The following is a 20222-nucleotide window of genomic DNA, read 5'->3' as shown; positions in this document are numbered from 1 at the left end:
GCCTACCTCGTCCTGCCCAGGAGACCCTGGGGACGGAATGCGAGCACACCGGCCATGATCAGGAATGTGAAGACAACCGAATAGGTGGGCGCATAAACGAGGCCCAGTTGCTCGGACAGCCCGATCACCAGCGCGCCGATCGCCGCGCCCGGGATCGATCCCATGCCGCCGACGATGACGACCACGAGCGATGCGAGCAGAAACCGCGTGTCCTCGCCGGGGCTCAGCGACTGGAATGTGCCTCCGACAATTCCAGCTATCCCTGCCAGACCCGCGCCAAAGGCGAAAACAGCCAGGAATACATACTGGATGCGTACGCCGGAGGCAGCGAGCATCTCGCGATCGTCGACGCCGGCGCGGATCAGCATGCCGAGCCGGGTGCGGTTCAGGAGCAGCCACATGCCGACCCCGAGGGCAATGGCGGCCACCAGGATCGCAATGCGCACGGCGGGATAGCGCAGGTAGATGATGTCGCCCGATTCCCGGACGGTTGAAACGATGGGCAGCGTGACTGGGCCGGACAACCAGTCCGGTGAATAAATCGTATAGCTCTGGCCGCCCCACCACCACAGCATCAGATCGGCGAGCACGACGGACAGTCCGATCGTCACCATCGTCTGGCGCAGTTCCTCGCCCTCCATGCGGCGGAAAACCTGGTGCTGCAGCAGCATGCCAAGAACGGCGACAATGACAAACACGACCGGGAAGGCGATCAGCCAGGAGCCCGTCGCCTCCGAGACCTCAAAGCCGATATAGCCGCCAAGCAGGTAGAGCGAGCCATGGGCCAGATTGACATTGCGCATCAGGCCGAAAATCAGCGTGAAGCCGGACGCCACGAGGAAATAGAGCGCTCCAAGCGTGATGCCGCCGAACGTTGCGTTCAGGAATACCCGTTTGCGGCCAAGCACCTCGACAAGGCCCGGCGGCCATGGCGCGAAAATCAGCCACAGAACCACCGCGACAACAATGGCGATGAGCAGCGACCAGATGGGGTGCTTTTCAAAAAAAACTGGCATGGGCGCGCCGTTCCTCCTGACTGTACCCTAAACCGGTCGCCGACCCCGCGGCATACCCGACAGTCTGTTCATTGCGCCGAACGTCGGCAAAACGCATGCCGTTGCCGCATATTCACGCCGGTTCAACAGAATGCACACAGCGGCGGTATGCTGAAGGAGGGACAACGCCATTGGAGATGAAAAAGCGCGAGAAACTCGCCTGACTGGAAAAGCCCAGATCATAACCGATATCGGCGACTGCGGCACGGGTTTGGGCAAGCTGATCGATTGCGCGTTCCATGCGCAACGCGTTCAGATAAAGATTTGGCGTCAGGCCCACATGCGCCCTGAAAAGCTTGTAAAAGTGCGGCCTGGACAGACCAACTTCACTGGCGACGTTATTGAGCTCCAGATCATCGCCAACATGGTCCCGAAGCAGACGCAGCGCCTTGCGAATGCGAAAATCATGTGCGGTACGTCTCGCCCCGGTAAAGACCGGGCCGCTTTCCGTCCACTGCCAGGATTGATCAAACGCTGCCTGGGTCAAGGAACACAGCCGGTCTTCAATCAGCGGGTCATCGATATCCGGATCGAGCATGACATTGGCGGTTTCCACCACCATCCGCATCAGATAGTCGGTTACCTCTATGCCGACACGCCCGAACTGCATTGAGGCCGAAACCTGTCTCGCAGCCTCCAGAAACCAATCCGGACGAATATACATCACCAGAGCCAGGGTCGGCGTATCGGATAACAAGGGTTCATAATAGTGCCCTTGCCACGGGCTGATGGCCACAGCCTGACCGGCAGACAATGGCCACACCTTGTCTTCCACCACCATCTGCGCCGGTGGTCCTTGGACATGGAATATCAGGTGACCTTCCCGGTGCCCATGAGGCGCCATCCGGCGATCCATGGAATAAAGGCAGACACGGCCGAAGGCACCGTGAAACACGGCGATCGCTGTACTCACACTCCTCCCTCAATTTTTCTTAAGTTACTTTGGTTGGCGAAATATAACCCATTAATAGATTTTGACAAATCCGTTGCCGTCCTGGCATTTCTCAGCATCACATGGCTTCCTGAAGGAGCGAGACATAGTCGTCCGGCGTTGCATGGCGCGGATTCGTTTGGTTCGCCGGATCGGCTGCCGCCCACTTGGCGACCTGTTGCAGCGGATTTGCGCCGCTCCACACGGGACCGATCCGGTCGGGCAGCCCGATGCGCCGCCCGAGATCGACGAGGGCGCCTGTCACATCCGCGCCGGGTGAAAGATTCATGGCCGCGGCGATGCGCGCGTAACGATTGCCGACGGCCGGTGCATTGAAATTCAATACGGGCCGAAGAAGGGCCGCATTGAGAGCGCCGTGTCGGTCGGCGACGCCGCATTCGCCATCCGCTGCGCGGGCCAGCGCCTCGACGCCGCCGAGCCCCTTTTGCGCCGCTAGACCCGCATTGAGCGCCACGGCGAGCAGCTCCCGCCGCGCCTCCAGATCCTCCCCATCGGCAACGGCGCGTTCCAGATACAGGGTCGAACGGTGGATGCCTTCGAGCGCCATGCCGTCTGCCGGCGGGTTGAAGGCCGTCGCAAGAAACGCCTCAATGCAATGGGTCAGTGCGTCGAACCCATGGGCGGCGGTGCGCTCAGGCGACGTGTCGAGCGTCAGTGTCGGATCGCACAGGACCGAGGCCGGCGGTTCGACGCGGCCGGCATTGCCAAGGCCCGGTCGGTGAACAGGTCCCAGGCCGACATTGGCCGCCGTACTCGGCACCGCGATGACGGGCAGGCACCCGCAGTCTTGCGACGCGGCCAGAAAGCGTCCGAAATCCAGTGCGGCGATACCGCCCAGGCAGATGATCACGTCGCAACGTGCCGCCTTGAGGGAGCGCACTGCCTGCTCGAATTCAGATTTGTCGGGATGGATCGGAAGATTCGGAAAGACTTCCGGCACGCAGTCGGCGGGGAGCGCATCAAACAGCCGTTCCAGCCTATCGCCGGTCCGCCCATCCTCATCGGTCAGAATAAGGGGCCGGCTTGCCTTCAGGCGTTTGATGGCGTCGGGCAGCGCATCCTCAAGCACACTGTCGGCAAAGTGGATACGAGATACAAGTTGTATCAGCGACATTTCGACTAACCACGAAATCGCGTTGGATGCTCCATGCGGCGATCCGCATGGAGCGATATGACCGGGCTTTGAGCCCGGCCACAGATGATGCGTCGTCAGCCGCCTTGCGCCAACGCCGCGCAGTCCGGCGTGTCTCTGGACGGCAGGCCCATGGCCCGGAATTCATCCGCTGACATGCCGAGGGTCTGGTTGACGTTTTCCGCCTTGCCGACCATCTTGTTGACGAGCGTGCCACCGGGGCCTTCAACCACTTCGTTGATATAGACCGTACCCGATGCCTGACGGTTCTCGTTGAGTTCAACGGTGCCGAGCGGGGTTTCCAGCGGCGTTGTTGCCAGTGCTTCACGGAAAGCGTTCTGACCGTCGCTGAGATCACCATCCACTGCATTCAGAGCCTGAATTGCAGCCAGTGTGGCGACATAATAGCCCACGCCGAACAGAGACGGGGACGGGAACCGTTCGTCTTCGGGGAAGGCGTCCTGATAGGCTTTGACGTAGTTCTGCCAAGCCGGATCAGGATTGTCTTCGGCCAGGGCGCCTGATGTCGGCGTGCCGACCAGTGCTTCCTTGGCGCGCCCGCGTGACGTCAGCACTGTCTGGTCGGCCATGATGGTGCCGCCGATCAGATTGGTCTCGGCGCCAGCTTGCTCATACTGGTTGAGGAAGTTGATGGCGTCCGTGCCACCGACGCCAAGATAGATGGCGTCGATATCCTCAGGCATTGCGGCGATCACGCCGCCGAAATCCGACGAACCGAGCGGTACCCAGAACCGTTCCACGATTTCTCCGCCGGACCGGCAGAAGTCGACGGCAAAACCCAGGAAGTTGGTGTAGCCGAAGGAATAGTCGGCGGCGACTGTCGCCACGCGTTTCCAGCCCTTTTCATCGACAACGTAAGAGCCGAGGCCGGCGCCCCACTGCGCGCCGTCAAGATTGAAGCGGAAAAAGTTGTCCGCCGGATCAACCCAGGTCGTTTCCAGCGCGCCGGAAATGCCATTGATCACCGTATTGTTGGGGATCGTCTTGGCATAGTCGCGCATGGCAATGCCTTCGGAACCGGACAGCGGGCCGATAATGATATCGACTCCGTCCTGCTCGATCAGCTTGCGGGCCTGGCGAACCGTCGTGTCAGGCGTGGTATCGGTCGGGGCGACGATGGTTTCGATCTTCTTGCCGCCCGCCATATTGTTTGCCTGGCTGAGGGCGAGTTCCACATTGCGCACGCCATCTGCACCGCCTTCGGCAAACGCGCCTTCGAGTGCGACGAGAATGCCGATTTTTATCGTGTTGTCCTGCGCCATCGCCATTGACGGCAGCGCGATCGCCGCGGCCATGGCCGTGGCGAGAAGTGCCTTTTTCATAGGTCTCCTCCCAGTCAGCGTGCAGGCCGAACCTCCTCGCGGTCGCCGCCCGAGGGCCTGCACAGGAGCACAGGGCGACAGCAGACATACTAGTGTGAGACCGCGTTATGCGCGATGACCTCGGGTTGGACCCAATACCCCAGCGTCTCTTTTTTATTGCTCTCGAAACGGTCGACCGATGACGTCCAAGCCGTTGTTTTGAAGCAGCCAGACGGCAATTTCGCGGCCGATTCTCGGTCAGCGCGGTACCAATGCGATCAGCAAGACCAGTTATCGAACTTTTCATAGCCGTCCCTGCCTTTCGCCGATGTCCAGGCGGAGGCGCCATGTTTCGATTGTTTCAGCAGGCTTTGAACTGTCGCTGTGTTTGGCGGTTAACCAGTGGCAAATAAACGGTTTTTACGGATAACGGTTCTCGGTCGCCGATTACAAATGAAACACGCGGCGGTTCGTTTGGAAATCCAAGTGAAACAGCGGGCTCTTAAATCTTGATCATACAGGCGGTGCCCAAATCCGAAATGAACCGGGCATGAGCGAAACACAACAAGATACAGGAGCTGGAAATGACTGTAATCATAGACCACAGCGCCAACCGGCCCGGTACCCGGACCATGGCGATCACCGCAGCCGCGCTGCAATGGATGAACCGTTTTTCTGAACGGGCGCGTGCGAAGCGCCGCATGCGGCGCGAACACGAACAACTGATGGCCATGTCGAGCTACGAACTGCACGATATCGGCATGACACGCGGCGAAGTCGCGTTCGGTATTTCGACCGGCAGGGGCGTCTTTCGCGACGCCGACGGATAGCCCGGACAAACAAGACACATCACGAACCTCCCAGGGGCGTCGGTACTGAATTCCAGTGCCGGCGCCTTCTGATTCCTATCTCACAACAATCGAACGGGTGTCGCCCGGCGGCATGGCAGGCAGACCTGCGACCGGATGCCAGCGGATATCGGTGACTTCGGGTAAGTCGGCCGGCCAATCAAGCAGCGAGCGAGCGGTCGGCCAGGAAGGACTGCAGATGATCCGCCAGGTCCAGCGCATCGGCGCCGGCGCCGTCGATCAGGGATGATTTCCTGCGGCGCAGGAACGGCAGTCCCATAAAATAAAGACCGGGAGCGCCGGTGACGCCACCATCGTGCTGCAATCTGCCCTTGCGGTCGAAGACCGGAACATCGAGCCATGAATGGTCGGGACGGTATCCCGTGGCCCAAACAATCGTCTTTACGCCATCACGTGCGGCGTCGATTGCAAGGCGGGGCGATGAAGAGATCCTGGTCGTTTTGAAACGATAAGGCGCCTGCGTCGTGCTGTCCGGCGCGTGTTCATCGACCCATTGGTCAATGGTGTCCAGCAGGCGGTTCATCTTCAGATCCGCCAGTGCGCAAACGTTGCCGAGGGCGCCGGAAAACAGCAGCTTGCCGCCGTTCAGACCGGCGAGCCGGCCGACGATTTCGATATCCATCTCAGCCAGCGCATTGATGTCGAGAGTGGCGCGGTCGGGTGATCCGGCAAGTTGCAGGGAAGGGACGCGCCTTGCGCGCCGGATATCGTCCACCTCGTCATAGCGCAAGTCGAGCAGGCCGCATTGATCCATCCACCATTTGATGTCGTGGCCGCGATAGGTCCTGGGTACCCGCACATGCTCGCCGGCCGCCATGATGACGTCGCGTCCGGACCGGCGGATTTCCCTGGCGAGCTGCATTCCGGTCGCCGAAGCACCGACGACCAGGACACGCCCGTCGGCGAGTTGGCCGGGATTTCGGTACTGCATGGGGGTTACGCTGTCGATGCCGCTCGGAAGCTGCTGTGCCAGTGGGGGAACATTTGCGATGTTGCAGGCGCCTGTCGCGACCACCACGGACCGGCACTGCCAGGTTCCGCGATCTGTCTCGACGCGATATCCGCCATCGTTCTGCCGGACGGAGCCGACCTTCGTCTGTGTCTCCACCGGCGCATCGATGTGTTTTCCATAACCGTCGAGGAACCGGATGACCTCCGGCATATCCATGTATCCGTCGGGATCCGGACCGCTGTAGCGGTAGCCGGGAAGGCGACTTTGCCAATTGGGGGTGAGCAGGCGGAGCGAATCCCATCGCTCGGTGCGCCACGAATTGGCAATGTCGCCGCGCTCCAGCAACACATGGTCGATGGAGCGCTGCGTCAGTTGCTGGCTCATGGCGAGCCCGGATTGTCCGGCGCCGATAATGACGGTCGTTACCTTGTTCACGACACTCGCCTCCCTTTGAGCCATATCAGGCAACGTCGACGACGACGTTGGTCGGGTTTGTCAGGCAGTCGAAGATTGCCGAGCGCTTCTGCGACTGAGCGACCAGCGCCTCGATTTCTTCCTTCGATGCGTCGGCATCCACATCGAACGTCACGCGGATGGTTCCAAACCCGTTGCGGACCTCGTCATCGATGCCGAGAATGCCCTGCAGGTCCATGTCGCCTTCGACGGTCGCATGAACCGAATAGAGCTGGATCCCGCGATGCTGTGCGACGGAGGCAACACCACCCATCAGACAGCTGGCCAGACCGGTCAGCGCAAGTTCCGCCGGGGTCGGAGCATTGTCTTCGGCGGCGAAAATCTCCGGGTGGTCCGCATCGATGGTGAAGGTGCGGGGCCGGCCCTGTTCTTCGCCGAGACCGAAGAAACTGTTGATGGTCGAGCGGCTGTGCGTGCCGTTCACCCAGTGGCAGGTCGTGCGCCATTTGAACTGTGCGGCAGCGGGCGTTGCCTCGAGCGCATCGCGCGCACCCATCAACGCTTCGACGTTGACGCCGTTGTCGGTTTTGGTCTTGGTCAATGTAGCTTGTGTCATCTGAGCATCCTCAAAATTTCGTTGGGGTCATTCCCTGGCGATAGGCCTCGCGGCTTACCTTTCGCAAATCTGGATGCCGTGGATTTCAAACCGGTGTCGGTTTGCAAGACTTGGTGTTTCAATTGTTGCGGAAGGTTTCAGATGTTTCAGGCCATATGCCGTGTCGCAAATGGCTCAACCGTCAGCGGGCATGATTGCCCGGGAAAAGCCTTAAATGCGTTCCCATCTGCGTGCCAAGCCGCCGCTTTCAAACAATTGCGGAACCAACAATGGAAGCGGCCCTTGTGCCCCGTCCGGATGCGTCCGTGTCGGGGCTTTTTGAGGTGCGGATGATCCACGCATGTTCGTGCGGATCGTTTGTTTGTTGCCGACAGGGTCCCTTGCCAACGATCGGAATCAAACAGGCCGCGCATCCATTGGGAATGCGCGGCCCGATACCCGGATATTGCCCGCCCCGGATTGTGCCGGCCGCTTATTCGAAGACGTACGAGCCGAGATCGCACAGGTCGAGACCGTAGTCCTCCAGCGCCTCACCGTCCTGGAACTCGGCGCGGATGTCGTAAACGCATGTGCTCAGGCCGTCGGCTATAATGACGTCGACCTCGTAGTCCACATCGAGTATGCCGCCCGAGAGCAGATTTTGTTCCCAGGAACGGTTGTTTTCGGACGAGACATAGAAACCGGTAATCGGGCTGGGTGACTCATTGACGAGTTTGAAGCTCAAATCCTCGGCATTTGCGATACTCGTCAGGATAAGGGGTGCGGCCGATGCCGCCAAAATAAATGTTTTGCGCATATTAAGGTCCAATCTGAATTTCACGCCGGCGAGACGATATCTCCATTTACAGTTGTTACAACCGCAAATTGGATGAAACCCAGCGTTTTTTATCAAAATTGATGAAAAATATAGGCGGCCCTGCGCGGTCTTGTTCCGGGCAGCGGCGCCAAACGGCGCCGCCGTGAAATATCAAGCGGCCAGATGACGGCGCGTTGCAGCGATGCGGAAACGATTGGCGACAAAGGCCGCATCCGTCAGCGCGGCATTGCCGGCCGGGTTGGCGCCGGTCACGTGGTAGTCGCTGAACGCCGCGCTCTGATTGACGAACACACCGCCGGTCAGGTTGCACGACAGGCTGACACCGGCCTCGGCGAAGGCGTCCGCCGCGTGATCGAGCGTTTCATCGTCGGTGGCGTAGATGGATGCCGTGATCGCTCCTTTTTCCGCCGCCAGTGCCGAGGCTTTCGCAATGCCTTCATTCGCGTCGGCGACGGCGACGACAAAGCTGATCGGGCCGAACTGCTCTTGATGGTGTGCGTCGCTTTCGCTTTCGCGCAGTTTCAGGATAACCGGCGTTGCCGTTCGCGCGCCCTGCAGCCTGTCCAGCGTGGAGGAGGGGCGCAAAACCGCGCCGAGCCCAGCCGCCGATTCCACACGCTTGAGCGTTGCGTCGCTGGCGATCGCCCCACACACGCCCGCTGCCCGGTCCGGATCGCCCAGAAGCTTGTCGACCGAGATCCGAATCCCCTCGGCAACCGCATCGAAATCCTTGTGGCCTTCGTCCGTCTCGATACCACTTTCCGGCACGTAGATATTCTGCGGTGCCGTGCACATCTGGCCGCTATAGAGCGAGAGCGAAAAGGCGATATTCGAGCACATGCCCCGGAAATTGTCAGTCGAGGCGATGACAATCGAATTGACGCCGGCTTCCTCGGTATAGATCTGCGTGTCGCGGGCCGCGTTCTCACGGACCCAGTCGCCGAAAGCGTTCGAACCGGTGAAATCGATGATGCGGATAGCGGGATCGCAAACCAGTTGCTTGGTGATTTCAGAACCCGGTTCGTCGGCGCCGAGCAAGAGGATATTCGGGTCGAAACCGGCTTCGGCCAGTACTTCGCGTCCGATTTTCACGGTCAATGCAAGCGGAAGAATTGCGCCCGGATGCGGTTTGACAATCACCGCATTGCCGGTGGCAAGGCTCGCAAACAGGCCGGGATAGGAGTTCCACGTCGGAAAGGTGGCGCAGCCGATCACCAGCGCCACGCCGCGCGGCACGACCCGGAATTGCTTTTGCAGGACCAGAGGATCGTGCTTGCCTTGTGGCTTGGTCCAGACAGCCGAAGAAGGTGTGCGGGTCATTTCAGCGTAGGCATAGGTAACGGCTTCAAGACCGCGGTCCTGGGCATGCGGGCCACCGGCCTGGAACGCCATCATGAAGGCCTGGCCCGTTGTGTGGGATACGGCGCTCGCCATTTCGAAACTGTGCTTGTTCAGCCGGTGCAGGATCTCCATGCAAACGCCGACCCGGTCTTCCACCGAAGCCTTCGCCCAGCTCTTCGACGCGCCTTGCGCGGTTTCCAGAAGCAGGGCAGGGGATACCTTCGGGTAGGTGATTCCGAGTTCAAGACCGTAGGGAGACTGTTCCATTCCCACCGTTCCGCCGTCTGTAGGATGGCCACCTAACTCAAAGGGCTTGCCCAGCGTTGACTTGAAGGCAGCTGCACCGTCGTCCTTGGCCGTTTCGCCGTAAATCTTGCCGCTGGCTATTTCCGGGTAAGGCGACCAGTAGTCGCGAGTCCTGGCTGCCTCCAGCGCCTTGTCCAGCGTCGCCTTGTGCGTTTCGAAAAAACCGCTCATTCTTTCCTCCTGCTGATCGGACGATCGCAAATTCCGTAATGCTTAATCATTGACCAACCGGTCGGTTTATGCAAGATGATTTATCGAAACAACGCCGCTCGGCCGCGTTTTCTGGAGGAGAAGTGCAATGAGCGATGATCGTGTTCTGGTGGAAAACAGCGACGGTTATGTCGTGATCACGCTTAACCGTCCGGACAAGCTGAACGCCTTTACGCCCATACAAAACAACAGCTTGATGGAAGCGCTTGACGCTGCCGACGAGAACCCGGACTGCCGCGCAATTATCCTGACGGGCGCGGGCCGTGGCTTTTGCGCCGGTCAGGATCTCGGCGAGCGCAATCCGGCCGAGGGCACGCCGGATCTCGGCCAGACCATTGAGACCTATTTCAATCCGCTGGTCCGCAAGCTGCGCGCCATCCAGCTTCCGATCATCTGTGCGGTTAACGGCGTTGCCGCAGGGGCCGGCGCCAATGTGGCGCTTGCGTGTGATATCGTGCTGGCGGCGAAATCGGCGAAATTTATCCAGGCATTCTCGAAAATCGGCCTGGTGCCTGACAGCGGTGGCACCTGGACCGTCACGCGCCTGATCGGCGAGGCCAGGGCCAAGGCGATCATGATGACCGGTGTGCCCGTCACCGCCGAAACGGCGGAACAATGGGGCATGATCTGGCGGGCGGTCGACGATGGCGAACTGATGAACGAAGCGCACAGCCTTGCAGCCGGCATGGCGAAAGGCGCGACGGTCGGGCTTGGATTGACCAAAATGCTGGTCCAGGCATCCGGTGCGAACTCTTTCGACCGGCAGCTTGACCTTGAACGCGATACGCAGCGGGAAGCGGGCCGCACGCCGGACTATGCGGAAGGCGTGACGGCATTTCTGGAAAAACGGCCTGCCGCGTTTACCGGCCGGAGATGAGCGCAATGTCCTCGGAAGAACCCAAAGCATCTGAAATGGCGCCTGACGAACTGGCCAGGGCCTGTGCGGCTTCCATGTGGGCGCACGACAACGCTTCTAAGCATCTCGGCATGGAGATCGAATCGGTGTCGGCCGGCACCGCGACATTGTCGATGACGGTGCTGGACCACATGACGAATGGGCACGATATCTGCCACGGCGGCTTCATCTTCACGCTCGCCGACAGTGCCTTTGCCTTCGCGTGCAACAGCTATAACCAGAATACGGTGGCGCAACATTGCGCCGTCTCCTTCCTGTTGCCGGTGCACAGCGGCGAGAAGCTGACGGCTGTGGCGCGCGAGGTGCACAAGGCCGGCCGTGGCGGTATCTACGACATTCGCGTCACCCGGGAAGACGGTGAAACCGTGGCCGAGTTTCGCGGTCACTCACGTACCGTCAAGGGAACGCATCTGCCGGTCGACGGGTGACCAGACAAAGCGGCAGTCAGGAGGATTTTCAAATGCAGGCACAGTCAGACAAGGATCTCGGCGCACCGGCTTCCATCTCAATTCAGGGCGAGGGCGGCCTGGAGCCGATCGAAACGGCGTCCCGTGACGAGATCTCGGCGGTGCAGCTTTCGCGCATGAAGGAGACCCTCAAACGCGCCTATGAGAATTCTTCATTCTATCGCGCGCATTTTGACACGCACGGCGCGCATCCGGACGATCTGAAAGAGCTCGCGGACCTCGCCCGCTTTCCGTTCACGGTGAAACAGGACCTGCGCGACAATTACCCGTTTTCCATGTTCAGCGTACCGAGGGAAAAACTGGCCCGCATTCACGCGTCCTCGGGAACCACGGGCAAGCCGACGGTCGTCGGTTATACGCTGAAGGATGTCGATACCTGGGCGCAGGTCGTCGCCCGCTCGATCTACGCCAGCGGCGGTCGGCCGGGTGAAATGGTGCATGTCGCCTACGGATACGGTCTCTTCACAGGCGGTCTGGGCGCCCATTACGGCGCGGAGAAACTCGGCTGCACGGTGGTGCCGGTTTCCGGTGGCATGACGGAACGGCAGGTCACGCTGATTGATGATTTCAAGCCGGAAATCATCATGATCACGCCGTCCTACATGCTATCGGTGCTCGATGAATTCCGCCGTGCCGGGATCGATCCGCGTGAATCTTCACTCAAGGTGGGCATCTTCGGGGCCGAACCGTGGACCAACTCCATGCGGCAGGAAATCGAGGACTCTTTCAACATGGACGCGGTCGACATTTACGGCCTGTCTGAGGTCATGGGTCCGGGCGTTGCCAATGAGTGTGTCGAGACGAAGGACGGCCTGCACATCTGGGAAGACCATTTTTATCCGGAGATCATCGATCCGGATACCGGCGCGGTGCTTCCCGACGGTCAAAAGGGCGAACTGGTCTTCACGTCGCTGACCAAGGAGGCTTTTCCCATCATCCGCTACCGCACGCGCGACCTCACATGCCTGCTGCCAGGCACGGCACGCACCATGCGGCGGATGGAGAAAGTCACCGGCCGCTCCGACGACATGATGATCGTGCGCGGCGTCAATATCTTCCCGACGCAGATCGAGGAGCAACTCTTGAAATGCGCCGGACTTTCACCGCACTACCAGATCGAACTCACACGCGCGGGCCGGATGGATACGATGACGATCATGGTGGAATCGATGCCGGACGCGGCGGATGACGCGGCACGCGAGAAAAGCGGTTCGGAACTCGCCGCGCATGTGAAGAGCACGCTTGGCGTTACGGCGAAAGTTGACGTGCGCGTTCCGGGTGGTGTGGAACGGTCCGCCGGCAAGGCCCGGCGCGTTGTCGACCTTCGCAAAACCGACTAAGAACAGACAACGAAGCTCGGGAATTCGCATTTGGCCAGAACAAAAGCCGTCGACTACGAAGTCAAGCGGGGCGCCATTTTACAGGAAGCGGCCAGGCTGTTCGCCGAGGTCGGCTATGACCGTTCGTCGATGTCACAGCTTGCCGAGGTTTGCGGTGTATCCAAGGCGCTGCTTTATCACTACTATTCCGGCAAGGACGCGCTTTTGTATGATGTCATCGGGGCGCATCTGAAGGATCTCTGCCTGACCGTGGAGGGCGCCGATCGGCCGGACGCGCCGCCGGAAGAGCGCCTGCACCTTCTCATAGCCGCGCTGCTTGATGCCTATCGCGAGGCCGATCATGAGCACAAGGTGCAGATCAACGAGATGAAGCACCTGCCGGGCGATCAGCAGGAAGCGCTGAAGGATCTGGAAAGGCGGCTCGTCGCACGCTTTGCCGCCGCCGTTACGGGAATCAATCCGCGGCTCGATGCGCGTCTGATCAAGCCCGTCACCATGTCGCTCTTCGGCATGCTCAACTGGCACTATATGTGGTTCCGGCCGGAGGGTGGGATTACCCGTGAGGACTATGCGCGCATCGCCAGCCGTCTGATCATTGATGGCGCGCGCGGCCTCGCTTAGTCCAAGCTATTGTTATCGCGGAATTTTTGCTTCTGACGTTGCCCTGGCGGACCGGACAGGCAATAAAGACGGCATGTCTGATTCCGTGTCCAGGGAGCTGGAAAGGCTTATCGATGATTTCCATTCCCGCGAACGCATCCGGGTCTGGTCGCTCGTCATAACGATATTCGGCGATGCGGTCATTCCGCGCGGCGGCGAGCTATGGCTCGGATCGCTCCAGGAACTGATGGAACGGTTGCGCATCGAGCCGGGCGCGGTTCGCGCCGCTATGTCGCGTCTGACGGCCGATGGATGGCTGACCCGGCTGCGGATCGGGCGCAAGAGCTACTACAGGCTGGCGCAGGCCGGGGAAGCGGAATTCGAAGAGGCCGCACGACGCATCTATCGGCCACGCCGTATCGACTGGTCCGGCAACTGGCTCGTCCTGTCGCTTTCCACGGATGCAGGGGAAGGGCGGGAAGCAAGGCGCCAGCAATTGCGCAATGCCGGCTTCGGGGCCATCAGCCCGACGGTATTTCTGAGGCCGGATACAGGCGAAAATGCCGCACCGCCGGCCTTGCAGAACGGCGAGGTCCTTTTTCACTCGAAGCTTGATCCGGCTTCGGACGCCAAGGACATGGTTGCTCATGCCTGGCAACTGAAGGATGTCGAAGTCCTTTATGGCAAGCTGATCGATACATTCACGCCGCTTGAACGCTCCCTTGGCAATGGAGAACTCGATCCGCTCTCGGCGATGGCGGCGCGCAGCCTGTTGATCCATCACTTCCGGCGCATGGCCCTGCGCGATCCTGCTTTTCCGGCTGAACTCACGCCGAAAAACTGGCGCGGCGAAGAGGCCCGAGAGCTGGTTTCCTCGATTTACCGCAAGCTGGCAGCGGCCAGTGAGGCCTGGCTCGATGCTTGTCCGGACTCGGATGGTGAGCCGATCAGGAAACCGGGTTTCGAGGTGGCGGAACGGTTCGGAATTTGAGGCGGTGAATCGTTAATATGTTACGAAAATATGATTGACATTTCCTGTTTCGTAACATATAATCCTTCTAAACTTAAAGAAGGATCAGGGATATGTATTCTCAGGGGCTTATTGGCGCCGACGGCAAGACCGATGAGGACGAGGCCTTCCTTGCCGCTTTCCAGGAACGTATCGATGCCGAGCAGAAGATCGAACCGAACGATCCGATGCCCGAGGGCTATCGCAAGACACTGATCCGGCAGATTTCCCAGCATGCGCATTCCGAGATCATCGGCATGCAACCGGAGGGCAACTGGATCAGCCGCGCGCCATCCCTTCGACGCAAGGCGGCGCTCATGGCGAAAGTGCAGGATGAGGGCGGCCACGGGCTTTATCTTTATTCGGCGGCGGAAACGCTCGGTATCAGCCGCGAGGAAATGTACGATCAACTTCTTTCCGGCGCTGCCAAGTACTCGTCCATCTTCAATTATCCGGCGCTGACCTGGGCCGATATCGGCGCCATCGGCTGGCTGGTCGACGGCGCCGCGATCATGAACCAGATCGCGCTTTGCCGTTGCTCCTATGGTCCTTATGCCCGTGCGATGATCCGCATCTGCAAGGAAGAAAGCTTCCACCAGCGCCAGGGCTACGAAATCCTGATTACGTTGTGCAACGGTTCGGACGAGCAGAAGGAAATGGCGCAGGATGCGCTCAACCGCTTCTGGTGGCCGTCACTGATGATGTTCGGCCCGTCCGAAGGCCAGTCCGTGCATTCCCAGCAGTCCATGTTGTGGAAGATCAAGCGCTTTTCCAACGACGACCTGCGCGACAAGTTCATCAACGCCACCGTGCCCCAGGCGGAATTCCTTGGATTGAAAGTTCCCGACCTGGAACTGAAATGGAACGAGGAAAAACAGGGATACGATCACGGTGAAATCGACTGGGACGAGTTCTGGCGTGTCGTCAAGGGCGATGGTCCGTGCAACCGTGAACGCATGCGCACACGGCGACGTGTCGAAGCCGAGGGCGCCTGGGTTCGCGAGGCGGCGCATGCCTACGCGCAGAAACGCGCTGACCGCCAAGCCGCCGCACGCGTCGCCGCCGAATAGTCCGGCGGGCATTCCCAGAATTTATCCCGATTTGCGGAAAGGTATTCCGATGACCGAAACAGCGACCCCTTTGTGGGAAGTCTTCATCCGGGCACGCAACGGCCTCAGCCACAAGCATGCCGGCTCCATTCACGCCACGGACGCCGAACTGGCGCTGCAGGCGGCGCGTGATGTCTATACGCGGCGCGGTGAGGGTCAGAGTGTCTGGGTGGTGCGCTCCAGCGATATCATCGCTTCCGATCCGGTCGACAAGGACATGATGTTCGAGCCGACGGCGAGCAAGATCTACCGCCACCCGACCTTCTACGAGATCCCCGAAGACGTCGGCAATATGTGAGGCGATGATGGCCAAGGACAACACGCTTTTCACCTATCTGCTGCGTCTTGCGGACGATCATCTCATTCTCAGCCAGCGTCTGGGCGAATGGACGGGGCGCGCGCCGACGCTCGAGGAGGATCTGGCGCTGACCAATATCGCGCTCGATCTCATCGGCCAGGCTCGGTCGCTTTACAGCTATGCCGGTGCCGTTGAAGGGCAGGGGCGCGACGAAGACCAACTCGCGTTCACCCGTCCGGAGCGGGATTATCTCAATGCGCTGATCGTCGAGCAGCCGAACGGCGATTTCGCCCACACGATCGTGCGGCAGTTCTTCATCGCAGCCTTCATGGTTCCGTTTTGGCGTGAAATGGAGAAGTCGGACGACGAGCAACTGGCCGCCATTGCCGCGAAAGCCAGCAAGGAAGTTGCCTATCATCTGCGCCACACGGCGGAGTGGGTGGTGCGCCTCGGCGACGGGACGGAAGAAAGCCATCAGCGCATGGTCGAGGCCCTGGAAGGCCTTATCATCTATACGGGCGAGCTCTTCGAGAACGACGCCATCGCCAAAGCTGCAATTGCGGGTGGTTACGGTGTCGACACCGAAGCGCTCCGGGACGAGTGGCGGCAGACCGTCGTGCAGGTGCTGGGCGAGGCAACGCTTGAACTTCCGAACGCCGGCTACATGCAGAAAGGCGGCCGCGACGGTGTTCACACCGAGCATCTCGGCCACATCCTGAGCGAGTTGCAATATATGCAGCGCGCCTATCCGGGCCTGACGTGGTGATCATGTGATGGCCGAGGTCGTCGACATGAAGACGGGCCATGACGCCGCCATCCGCGCGCGGGCGTGGGACGCGGCGGCTTGCGTCCCCGATCCCGAGATCCCGATGGTCACCGTGGCCGATCTCGGGATTCTGCGCTCGGTGGAAACTGATGCCGATGGCCGCATTCTCGCGCGTGTCACCCCGACCTATTCGGGCTGTCCGGCGACCCAGCTCATCGAGCAGATGGTGCTGGAGGCCCTGCAGCAGGCCGGGTTTGAGGATGCGCGCGTGGAATCGGTTCTCAGCCCCGCCTGGACGACTGACTGGATCAGCGACGAGGGCAAGGAGAAGCTTCGCCAGTTCGGCATCGCACCGCCGGAAAAGACGTCCAACTCCAAGCGGGCGCTGTTCGGCGAGACCATTGTCAACTGCCCGCGCTGTGGTTCATCCGAAACAGAGCGCGTCAGCGAATTCGGTTCGACACCCTGCAAGGCGCTCCACCGGTGCACCGCCTGCAAGGAACCGTTCGACTATTTCAAATGTCTTTGAGGGATAAAACATGGCCCGCTTTCATTCGTTGAGGATTGCCGATGTGCGTCGCGAGACGCCGGACGCCGTGTCCGTTGCTTTCGATATTCCGGAAGAAACGCGGGATGCGTTTACGTTCGTTCCGGGGCAGTATCTGACCCTGAAAGCAAATGTCGACGGTGAGCCGGTGCAGCGGACCTATTCCATCTGCAGCGGGCTGGACGAGGGGGAGCTACGCGTTGCCATCAAACGCGTCGAGGGCGGTGTCTTTTCCAATTTCGCCAATGACAATCTCGAAGCCGGCATGGCGCTGGATGTGATGGGGCCGCAGGGACGCTTCACGGCACAGCCATCCGCCGAGGCGCGCAACCATTATGTCGCCTTCACGGCGGGTTCCGGCATTACGCCGATCTTCTCGATCGTCAAGACGATCCTGAGCCGCGAGCCGGATAGCACCTTCACGATGTTCTACGGCAACCGCGACCGCGCCTCGGTGATCTTCCGTGAGCAGCTCGAAGACCTGAAGGACCGGTTCCTGGAGCGCTTTACATTGATCCACATTCTGAGCCGCGAGGGACAGGACGTCGATCTGCTGCATGGCCGGCTGGATTCGGAGCGCATCGAGAAATTCGCGGAAACGGGCCTGTTCGACGCGGACGCGGTGGCCAATGTGTTCCTGTGCGGGCCGGGCGACATGATCGAGACGAGCCGCGCCACGCTTGAAAAGCTCGGCGTTCCGTCCGAGCGCATCCGCTTTGAACTGTTCACGCCCGCCGAGGGAAGCCCGCCGCCGAAACCCAAGTCCAGGGAGGCGCAGGAAGCCGCGGAGAAAGGCGTTGCCATCGAAACCGTGCTTGACGGCGCTTCACAGGCATTCGTCATGGGCGCGCAGGACGACAATGTCGTCGATGCTGCGCACCGCCACGGGATCGAACTGCCGTTTTCCTGCAAGGGCGGCATGTGCTGCACCTGCCGTTGCCGCCTCAAGGAAGGCGAAGTCGAAATGGCCGCCAATTATTCGCTCGAGCCATGGGAACTGGAAGCCGGCTTCGTGCTCGCCTGCCAGTCGCGCCCGCTGACGGACAAGGTGGTGCTCGACTTCGACGAGGTGTGAGATTCAGGCGTGTTGTATTGAGGTCACATCATACACCTAATTGGTGTGCCGAATGGCGCAGCCTTTGCCTTCGAAATTTTACCCACTATGAGTTGCAACGCCGATCGGACCTGTAAATGCGTAACGGCCGCGCGCCCGACGCATGCGGACAAATGGACTCATGGAATGTACTTTTTCACAAAAACACTTTTGGGTCGGCTCGGCATCGTTCGCACCATTGCCGTTGTCTCCCTGGTATTGTCTTTGGCGGCCTGCAAACACGTGACCATTCCTCCCGGGCAGGACATTCCGGTACCCGGCCCCAAGGCAACACTGCACGATAGCTGGTCGAATATCTACACATTCAAGAAATCCGACTCAAACAGGCCCGAATGGCAGTACAGAACGGGTGGCGGCACAGAGGAATCGCTGCTCGGTGATGAACAGGAAGTCGATTTGCTGCCGACCAAGGTCGATCTCTTTTATGTGGAGAAGATCGAGTACAACGACAAGATATATCACACATTTGATGACATCACCGACCGCACGCATTTTACGGAAGACCCACGAAATCCGGTCTATGTCGGGCCTATCGGTCGAGCAATTCCGGCCAGCGATATTGTGGTTGTGGTTTCGGGGGAGGAGTATTTCGATCCGCGCAAAGTCGCCAGACCCGGTCGTGCGACCTATGCTGTGGAGAGCAAGCTGTCGTTCAAGGCACGGGAAGGCGCCGATTACTATATTCGCGGCAGGCTGCGCAGGGGCGGTTCCGAAATCTGGGTTGAAGATGCCAGCGGGAAAATCGTCAGCAAACCGGCCGGAAAAACCTGGCAGTTTCTTTGCAAGCCCGAATTCCTGCTCGGCGGTCGCGGCTGCACAGCAAAATAGTCTGGCGGCTATCAGCGTATTCGCGGTAAACGCTCACCCATGAACGGGCAAGACGGTACGCGATTCGGACTGGTTATCCTGCTCTGGGCGGCCGGGCTTTGCGCGGCGGCGCAGTTTGCAAAGATGGCCGTCGTATTTCCGACCGTTCAGGAACATTATCCGGGGGCCGGCGCGGAAGTCGGTTTTCTGGTTTCCATCATCAGCTTCATTGGCATAGTGCTCGGGACCTCGGCCGGAATGGTCATCGCCCGCCTGGGCTTTCGGCGGTTGCTCCTGTGGGCGTTGGTTCTCGGTGCCGCCGTTTCGGCATACCAGGCCACGTTGCCGCCGTTCGGCCTGATGATGATCAGCCGTTTCGTTGAAGGCATATCCCATCTCATCATCGTCGTCGCGGCCCCGACACTGATCGCGCAGATCAGCGCCGAACGGCATCGTCCGTATACGCTGACACTTTGGGGCACATTTTTCGGCGTGGCCTTTTCCGTGGTCGCCTGGCTCGGTATTCCGCTGGTCTCGGCGCACGGGCTGCACGTGATGTTTATCGCCCATGCGACCGTGACGTCGATTGTCGCCATCCTGCTCTATTTTTGGCTGCCGACGGTTTTGCCGGCGGACGCCGAGCGGACGATGCCCGGTATCGTCCACATCCTCAAGCAGCACGGGGCGATCTACCGGTCGCCGCATATGGCGGCGCCTGCGCTGGGCTGGCTTTTCTACACGTTCAGCTTCGTTTCGCTTCTGACCCTGTTGCCGGACACGGTTTCCGCTGAAAACAGGACTTTCGTTGCAGCGTCCATGCCGCTCGCAAGTATCGTCAGTTCGATGACGGCCGGCATGGCGATGTTGCGTTTCACCAGCGCAGTCAATGTCGTAATCGCCGGTTTTGCGATTGCACTGGGCGTCGCAGCCGCATTGTGGCTTGACCCCGGTAATGCCTGGCTTTGCATCTTGCTGTTCGGCGCGCTCGGACTTGTTCAGGGCGCCAGCTTCGCCGCGGTTCCGCAGTTAAACCGGACCCCGCAGACACAGGCCATGGCCAATGGCGCCATGGCGCAAACGGGCAATCTCGGCAACACTTGCGGCACGCCGGTCACGCTCGCCATCCTGGTTTCCCTCGGCTATGACGGCATGATCATGACGATCATGCTTTGCTATGTTCTTGGGATTTCAGTTCATTATCTGCTGGGGCGCTGGCGTCGTCTGGAACAGCCGCAAACCACTGGTTGATCGCACCGAAATCCA

At 60.1% G+C, this 20222-nt stretch carries 21 protein-coding genes; 13 read left to right on the top strand and 8 right to left on the bottom strand.

The genetic code is table 11. The annotated features are described in order from the left end of the window. Positions 1-2: 2 nt before the first annotated feature. The 4 genes from OOZ53_RS20345 to OOZ53_RS20330 all read right to left on the bottom strand — a co-directional run bounded on the left by OOZ53_RS20345 (position 3) and on the right by OOZ53_RS20330 (position 4482). Positions 3-1016 (bottom strand): branched-chain amino acid ABC transporter permease, encoded by a 1014-nt coding sequence (locus OOZ53_RS20345; RefSeq protein WP_271091564.1) that lies wholly within the window; start codon positions 1014-1016, stop codon positions 3-5. A 112-nt stretch (positions 1017-1128) separates the two neighbouring features. Continuing rightward, positions 1129-1899, bottom strand: coding sequence for a helix-turn-helix domain-containing protein (locus OOZ53_RS20340; RefSeq protein WP_333780606.1), 771 nt, complete (start codon positions 1897-1899; stop codon positions 1129-1131). A gap of 166 nt (positions 1900-2065) precedes the next feature. Next, positions 2066-3121, bottom strand: coding sequence for an iron-containing alcohol dehydrogenase (locus tag OOZ53_RS20335; RefSeq protein ID WP_271091562.1), 1056 nt, complete (start codon positions 3119-3121; stop codon positions 2066-2068). Between the two features lie 95 nt (positions 3122-3216). Continuing rightward, a complete protein-coding gene (locus OOZ53_RS20330) occupies positions 3217-4482 on the bottom strand; it encodes an ABC transporter substrate-binding protein (RefSeq protein ID WP_271091561.1) in 1266 nt (421 codons plus the stop codon). A 563-nt stretch (positions 4483-5045) separates the two neighbouring features. On the opposite strand from OOZ53_RS20330, the gene OOZ53_RS20325 reads away from it, so the two are divergent. Then, complete coding sequence (locus OOZ53_RS20325) at positions 5046-5291, top strand: DUF1127 domain-containing protein (protein WP_271091560.1); 246 nt, start codon at positions 5046-5048, stop codon at positions 5289-5291. A 178-nt stretch (positions 5292-5469) separates the two neighbouring features. On the opposite strand, the gene OOZ53_RS20320 is transcribed toward OOZ53_RS20325, so the two are convergent. From OOZ53_RS20320 to paaN, 4 genes are all read right to left on the bottom strand, one after another. Further along, positions 5470-6717 (bottom strand): NAD(P)-binding domain-containing protein, encoded by a 1248-nt coding sequence (locus OOZ53_RS20320; protein WP_271091559.1) that lies wholly within the window; start codon positions 6715-6717, stop codon positions 5470-5472. A 25-nt stretch (positions 6718-6742) separates the two neighbouring features. After that, entirely contained in the window at positions 6743-7312 is a 570-nt protein-coding gene (locus OOZ53_RS20315; RefSeq protein ID WP_271091558.1) for an OsmC family protein, read from the bottom strand. Positions 7313-7784: 472 nt separating this feature from the next. Beyond that, the gene (locus OOZ53_RS20310; RefSeq protein WP_271091557.1) at positions 7785-8108 is read right to left on the bottom strand and encodes a hypothetical protein; all 324 of its coding nucleotides are present in this window, start codon (positions 8106-8108) and stop codon (positions 7785-7787) included. 171 nt (positions 8109-8279) lie between these two features. After that, a complete protein-coding gene (paaN, locus tag OOZ53_RS20305) occupies positions 8280-9947 on the bottom strand; it encodes a phenylacetic acid degradation protein PaaN (RefSeq protein ID WP_271091556.1) in 1668 nt (555 codons plus the stop codon). A 127-nt stretch (positions 9948-10074) separates the two neighbouring features. Here paaN and paaG point away from each other — a divergent pair, with 127 nt between their 5' ends. The 12 genes from paaG (at position 10075) to OOZ53_RS20245 (ending at position 20207) form a co-directional block, all read left to right on the top strand. Continuing rightward, positions 10075-10863, top strand: a complete 789-nt coding sequence (gene paaG / locus OOZ53_RS20300) for a 2-(1,2-epoxy-1,2-dihydrophenyl)acetyl-CoA isomerase PaaG (protein ID WP_271091555.1) — start codon at positions 10075-10077, stop codon at positions 10861-10863. 5 nt (positions 10864-10868) lie between these two features. Next, positions 10869-11330 (top strand): hydroxyphenylacetyl-CoA thioesterase PaaI, encoded by a 462-nt coding sequence (gene paaI / locus OOZ53_RS20295; protein ID WP_425499198.1) that lies wholly within the window; start codon positions 10869-10871, stop codon positions 11328-11330. Between the two features lie 32 nt (positions 11331-11362). Further along, positions 11363-12709 (top strand): phenylacetate--CoA ligase PaaK, encoded by a 1347-nt coding sequence (paaK, locus tag OOZ53_RS20290; protein ID WP_271091553.1) that lies wholly within the window; start codon positions 11363-11365, stop codon positions 12707-12709. 30 nt (positions 12710-12739) lie between these two features. After that, the gene (locus OOZ53_RS20285; protein WP_271091552.1) at positions 12740-13330 is read left to right on the top strand and encodes a TetR/AcrR family transcriptional regulator; all 591 of its coding nucleotides are present in this window, start codon (positions 12740-12742) and stop codon (positions 13328-13330) included. A gap of 73 nt (positions 13331-13403) precedes the next feature. Beyond that, positions 13404-14300: a PaaX family transcriptional regulator gene (locus OOZ53_RS20280; protein WP_271091551.1), complete on the top strand. Its 897-nt coding sequence runs from the start codon at positions 13404-13406 to the stop codon at positions 14298-14300. A gap of 92 nt (positions 14301-14392) precedes the next feature. Next, a complete protein-coding gene (gene paaA, locus OOZ53_RS20275; protein WP_271091550.1) occupies positions 14393-15388 on the top strand; it encodes a 1,2-phenylacetyl-CoA epoxidase subunit PaaA in 996 nt (331 codons plus the stop codon). Between the two features lie 49 nt (positions 15389-15437). Then, complete coding sequence (paaB, locus tag OOZ53_RS20270) at positions 15438-15725, top strand: 1,2-phenylacetyl-CoA epoxidase subunit PaaB (RefSeq protein ID WP_271091549.1); 288 nt, start codon at positions 15438-15440, stop codon at positions 15723-15725. Between the two features lie 7 nt (positions 15726-15732). Next, a complete protein-coding gene (gene paaC, locus OOZ53_RS20265; protein ID WP_271091548.1) occupies positions 15733-16491 on the top strand; it encodes a 1,2-phenylacetyl-CoA epoxidase subunit PaaC in 759 nt (252 codons plus the stop codon). A gap of 7 nt (positions 16492-16498) precedes the next feature. Continuing rightward, positions 16499-17020: a 1,2-phenylacetyl-CoA epoxidase subunit PaaD gene (paaD, locus tag OOZ53_RS20260; RefSeq protein ID WP_271091547.1), complete on the top strand. Its 522-nt coding sequence runs from the start codon at positions 16499-16501 to the stop codon at positions 17018-17020. A 10-nt stretch (positions 17021-17030) separates the two neighbouring features. Then, entirely contained in the window at positions 17031-18113 is a 1083-nt protein-coding gene (paaE, locus tag OOZ53_RS20255; RefSeq protein ID WP_271091546.1) for a 1,2-phenylacetyl-CoA epoxidase subunit PaaE, read from the top strand. Positions 18114-18158: 45 nt separating this feature from the next. Further along, a complete protein-coding gene (locus OOZ53_RS20250; protein WP_271091545.1) occupies positions 18159-18980 on the top strand; it encodes a hypothetical protein in 822 nt (273 codons plus the stop codon). A gap of 39 nt (positions 18981-19019) precedes the next feature. Continuing rightward, complete coding sequence (locus OOZ53_RS20245) at positions 19020-20207, top strand: MFS transporter (protein WP_271091544.1); 1188 nt, start codon at positions 19020-19022, stop codon at positions 20205-20207. Positions 20208-20222: the final 15 nt, after the last annotated feature.

It is taken from the genome of Allohoeflea poritis (genome assembly GCF_027889715.1).
GTDB lineage: Bacteria > Pseudomonadota > Alphaproteobacteria > Rhizobiales > Rhizobiaceae > Hoeflea_A > Hoeflea_A poritis.
The sequence above is the reverse complement of the archived record's forward strand: the minus strand, read 5'-3'. Positions and strand labels throughout refer to the sequence as shown.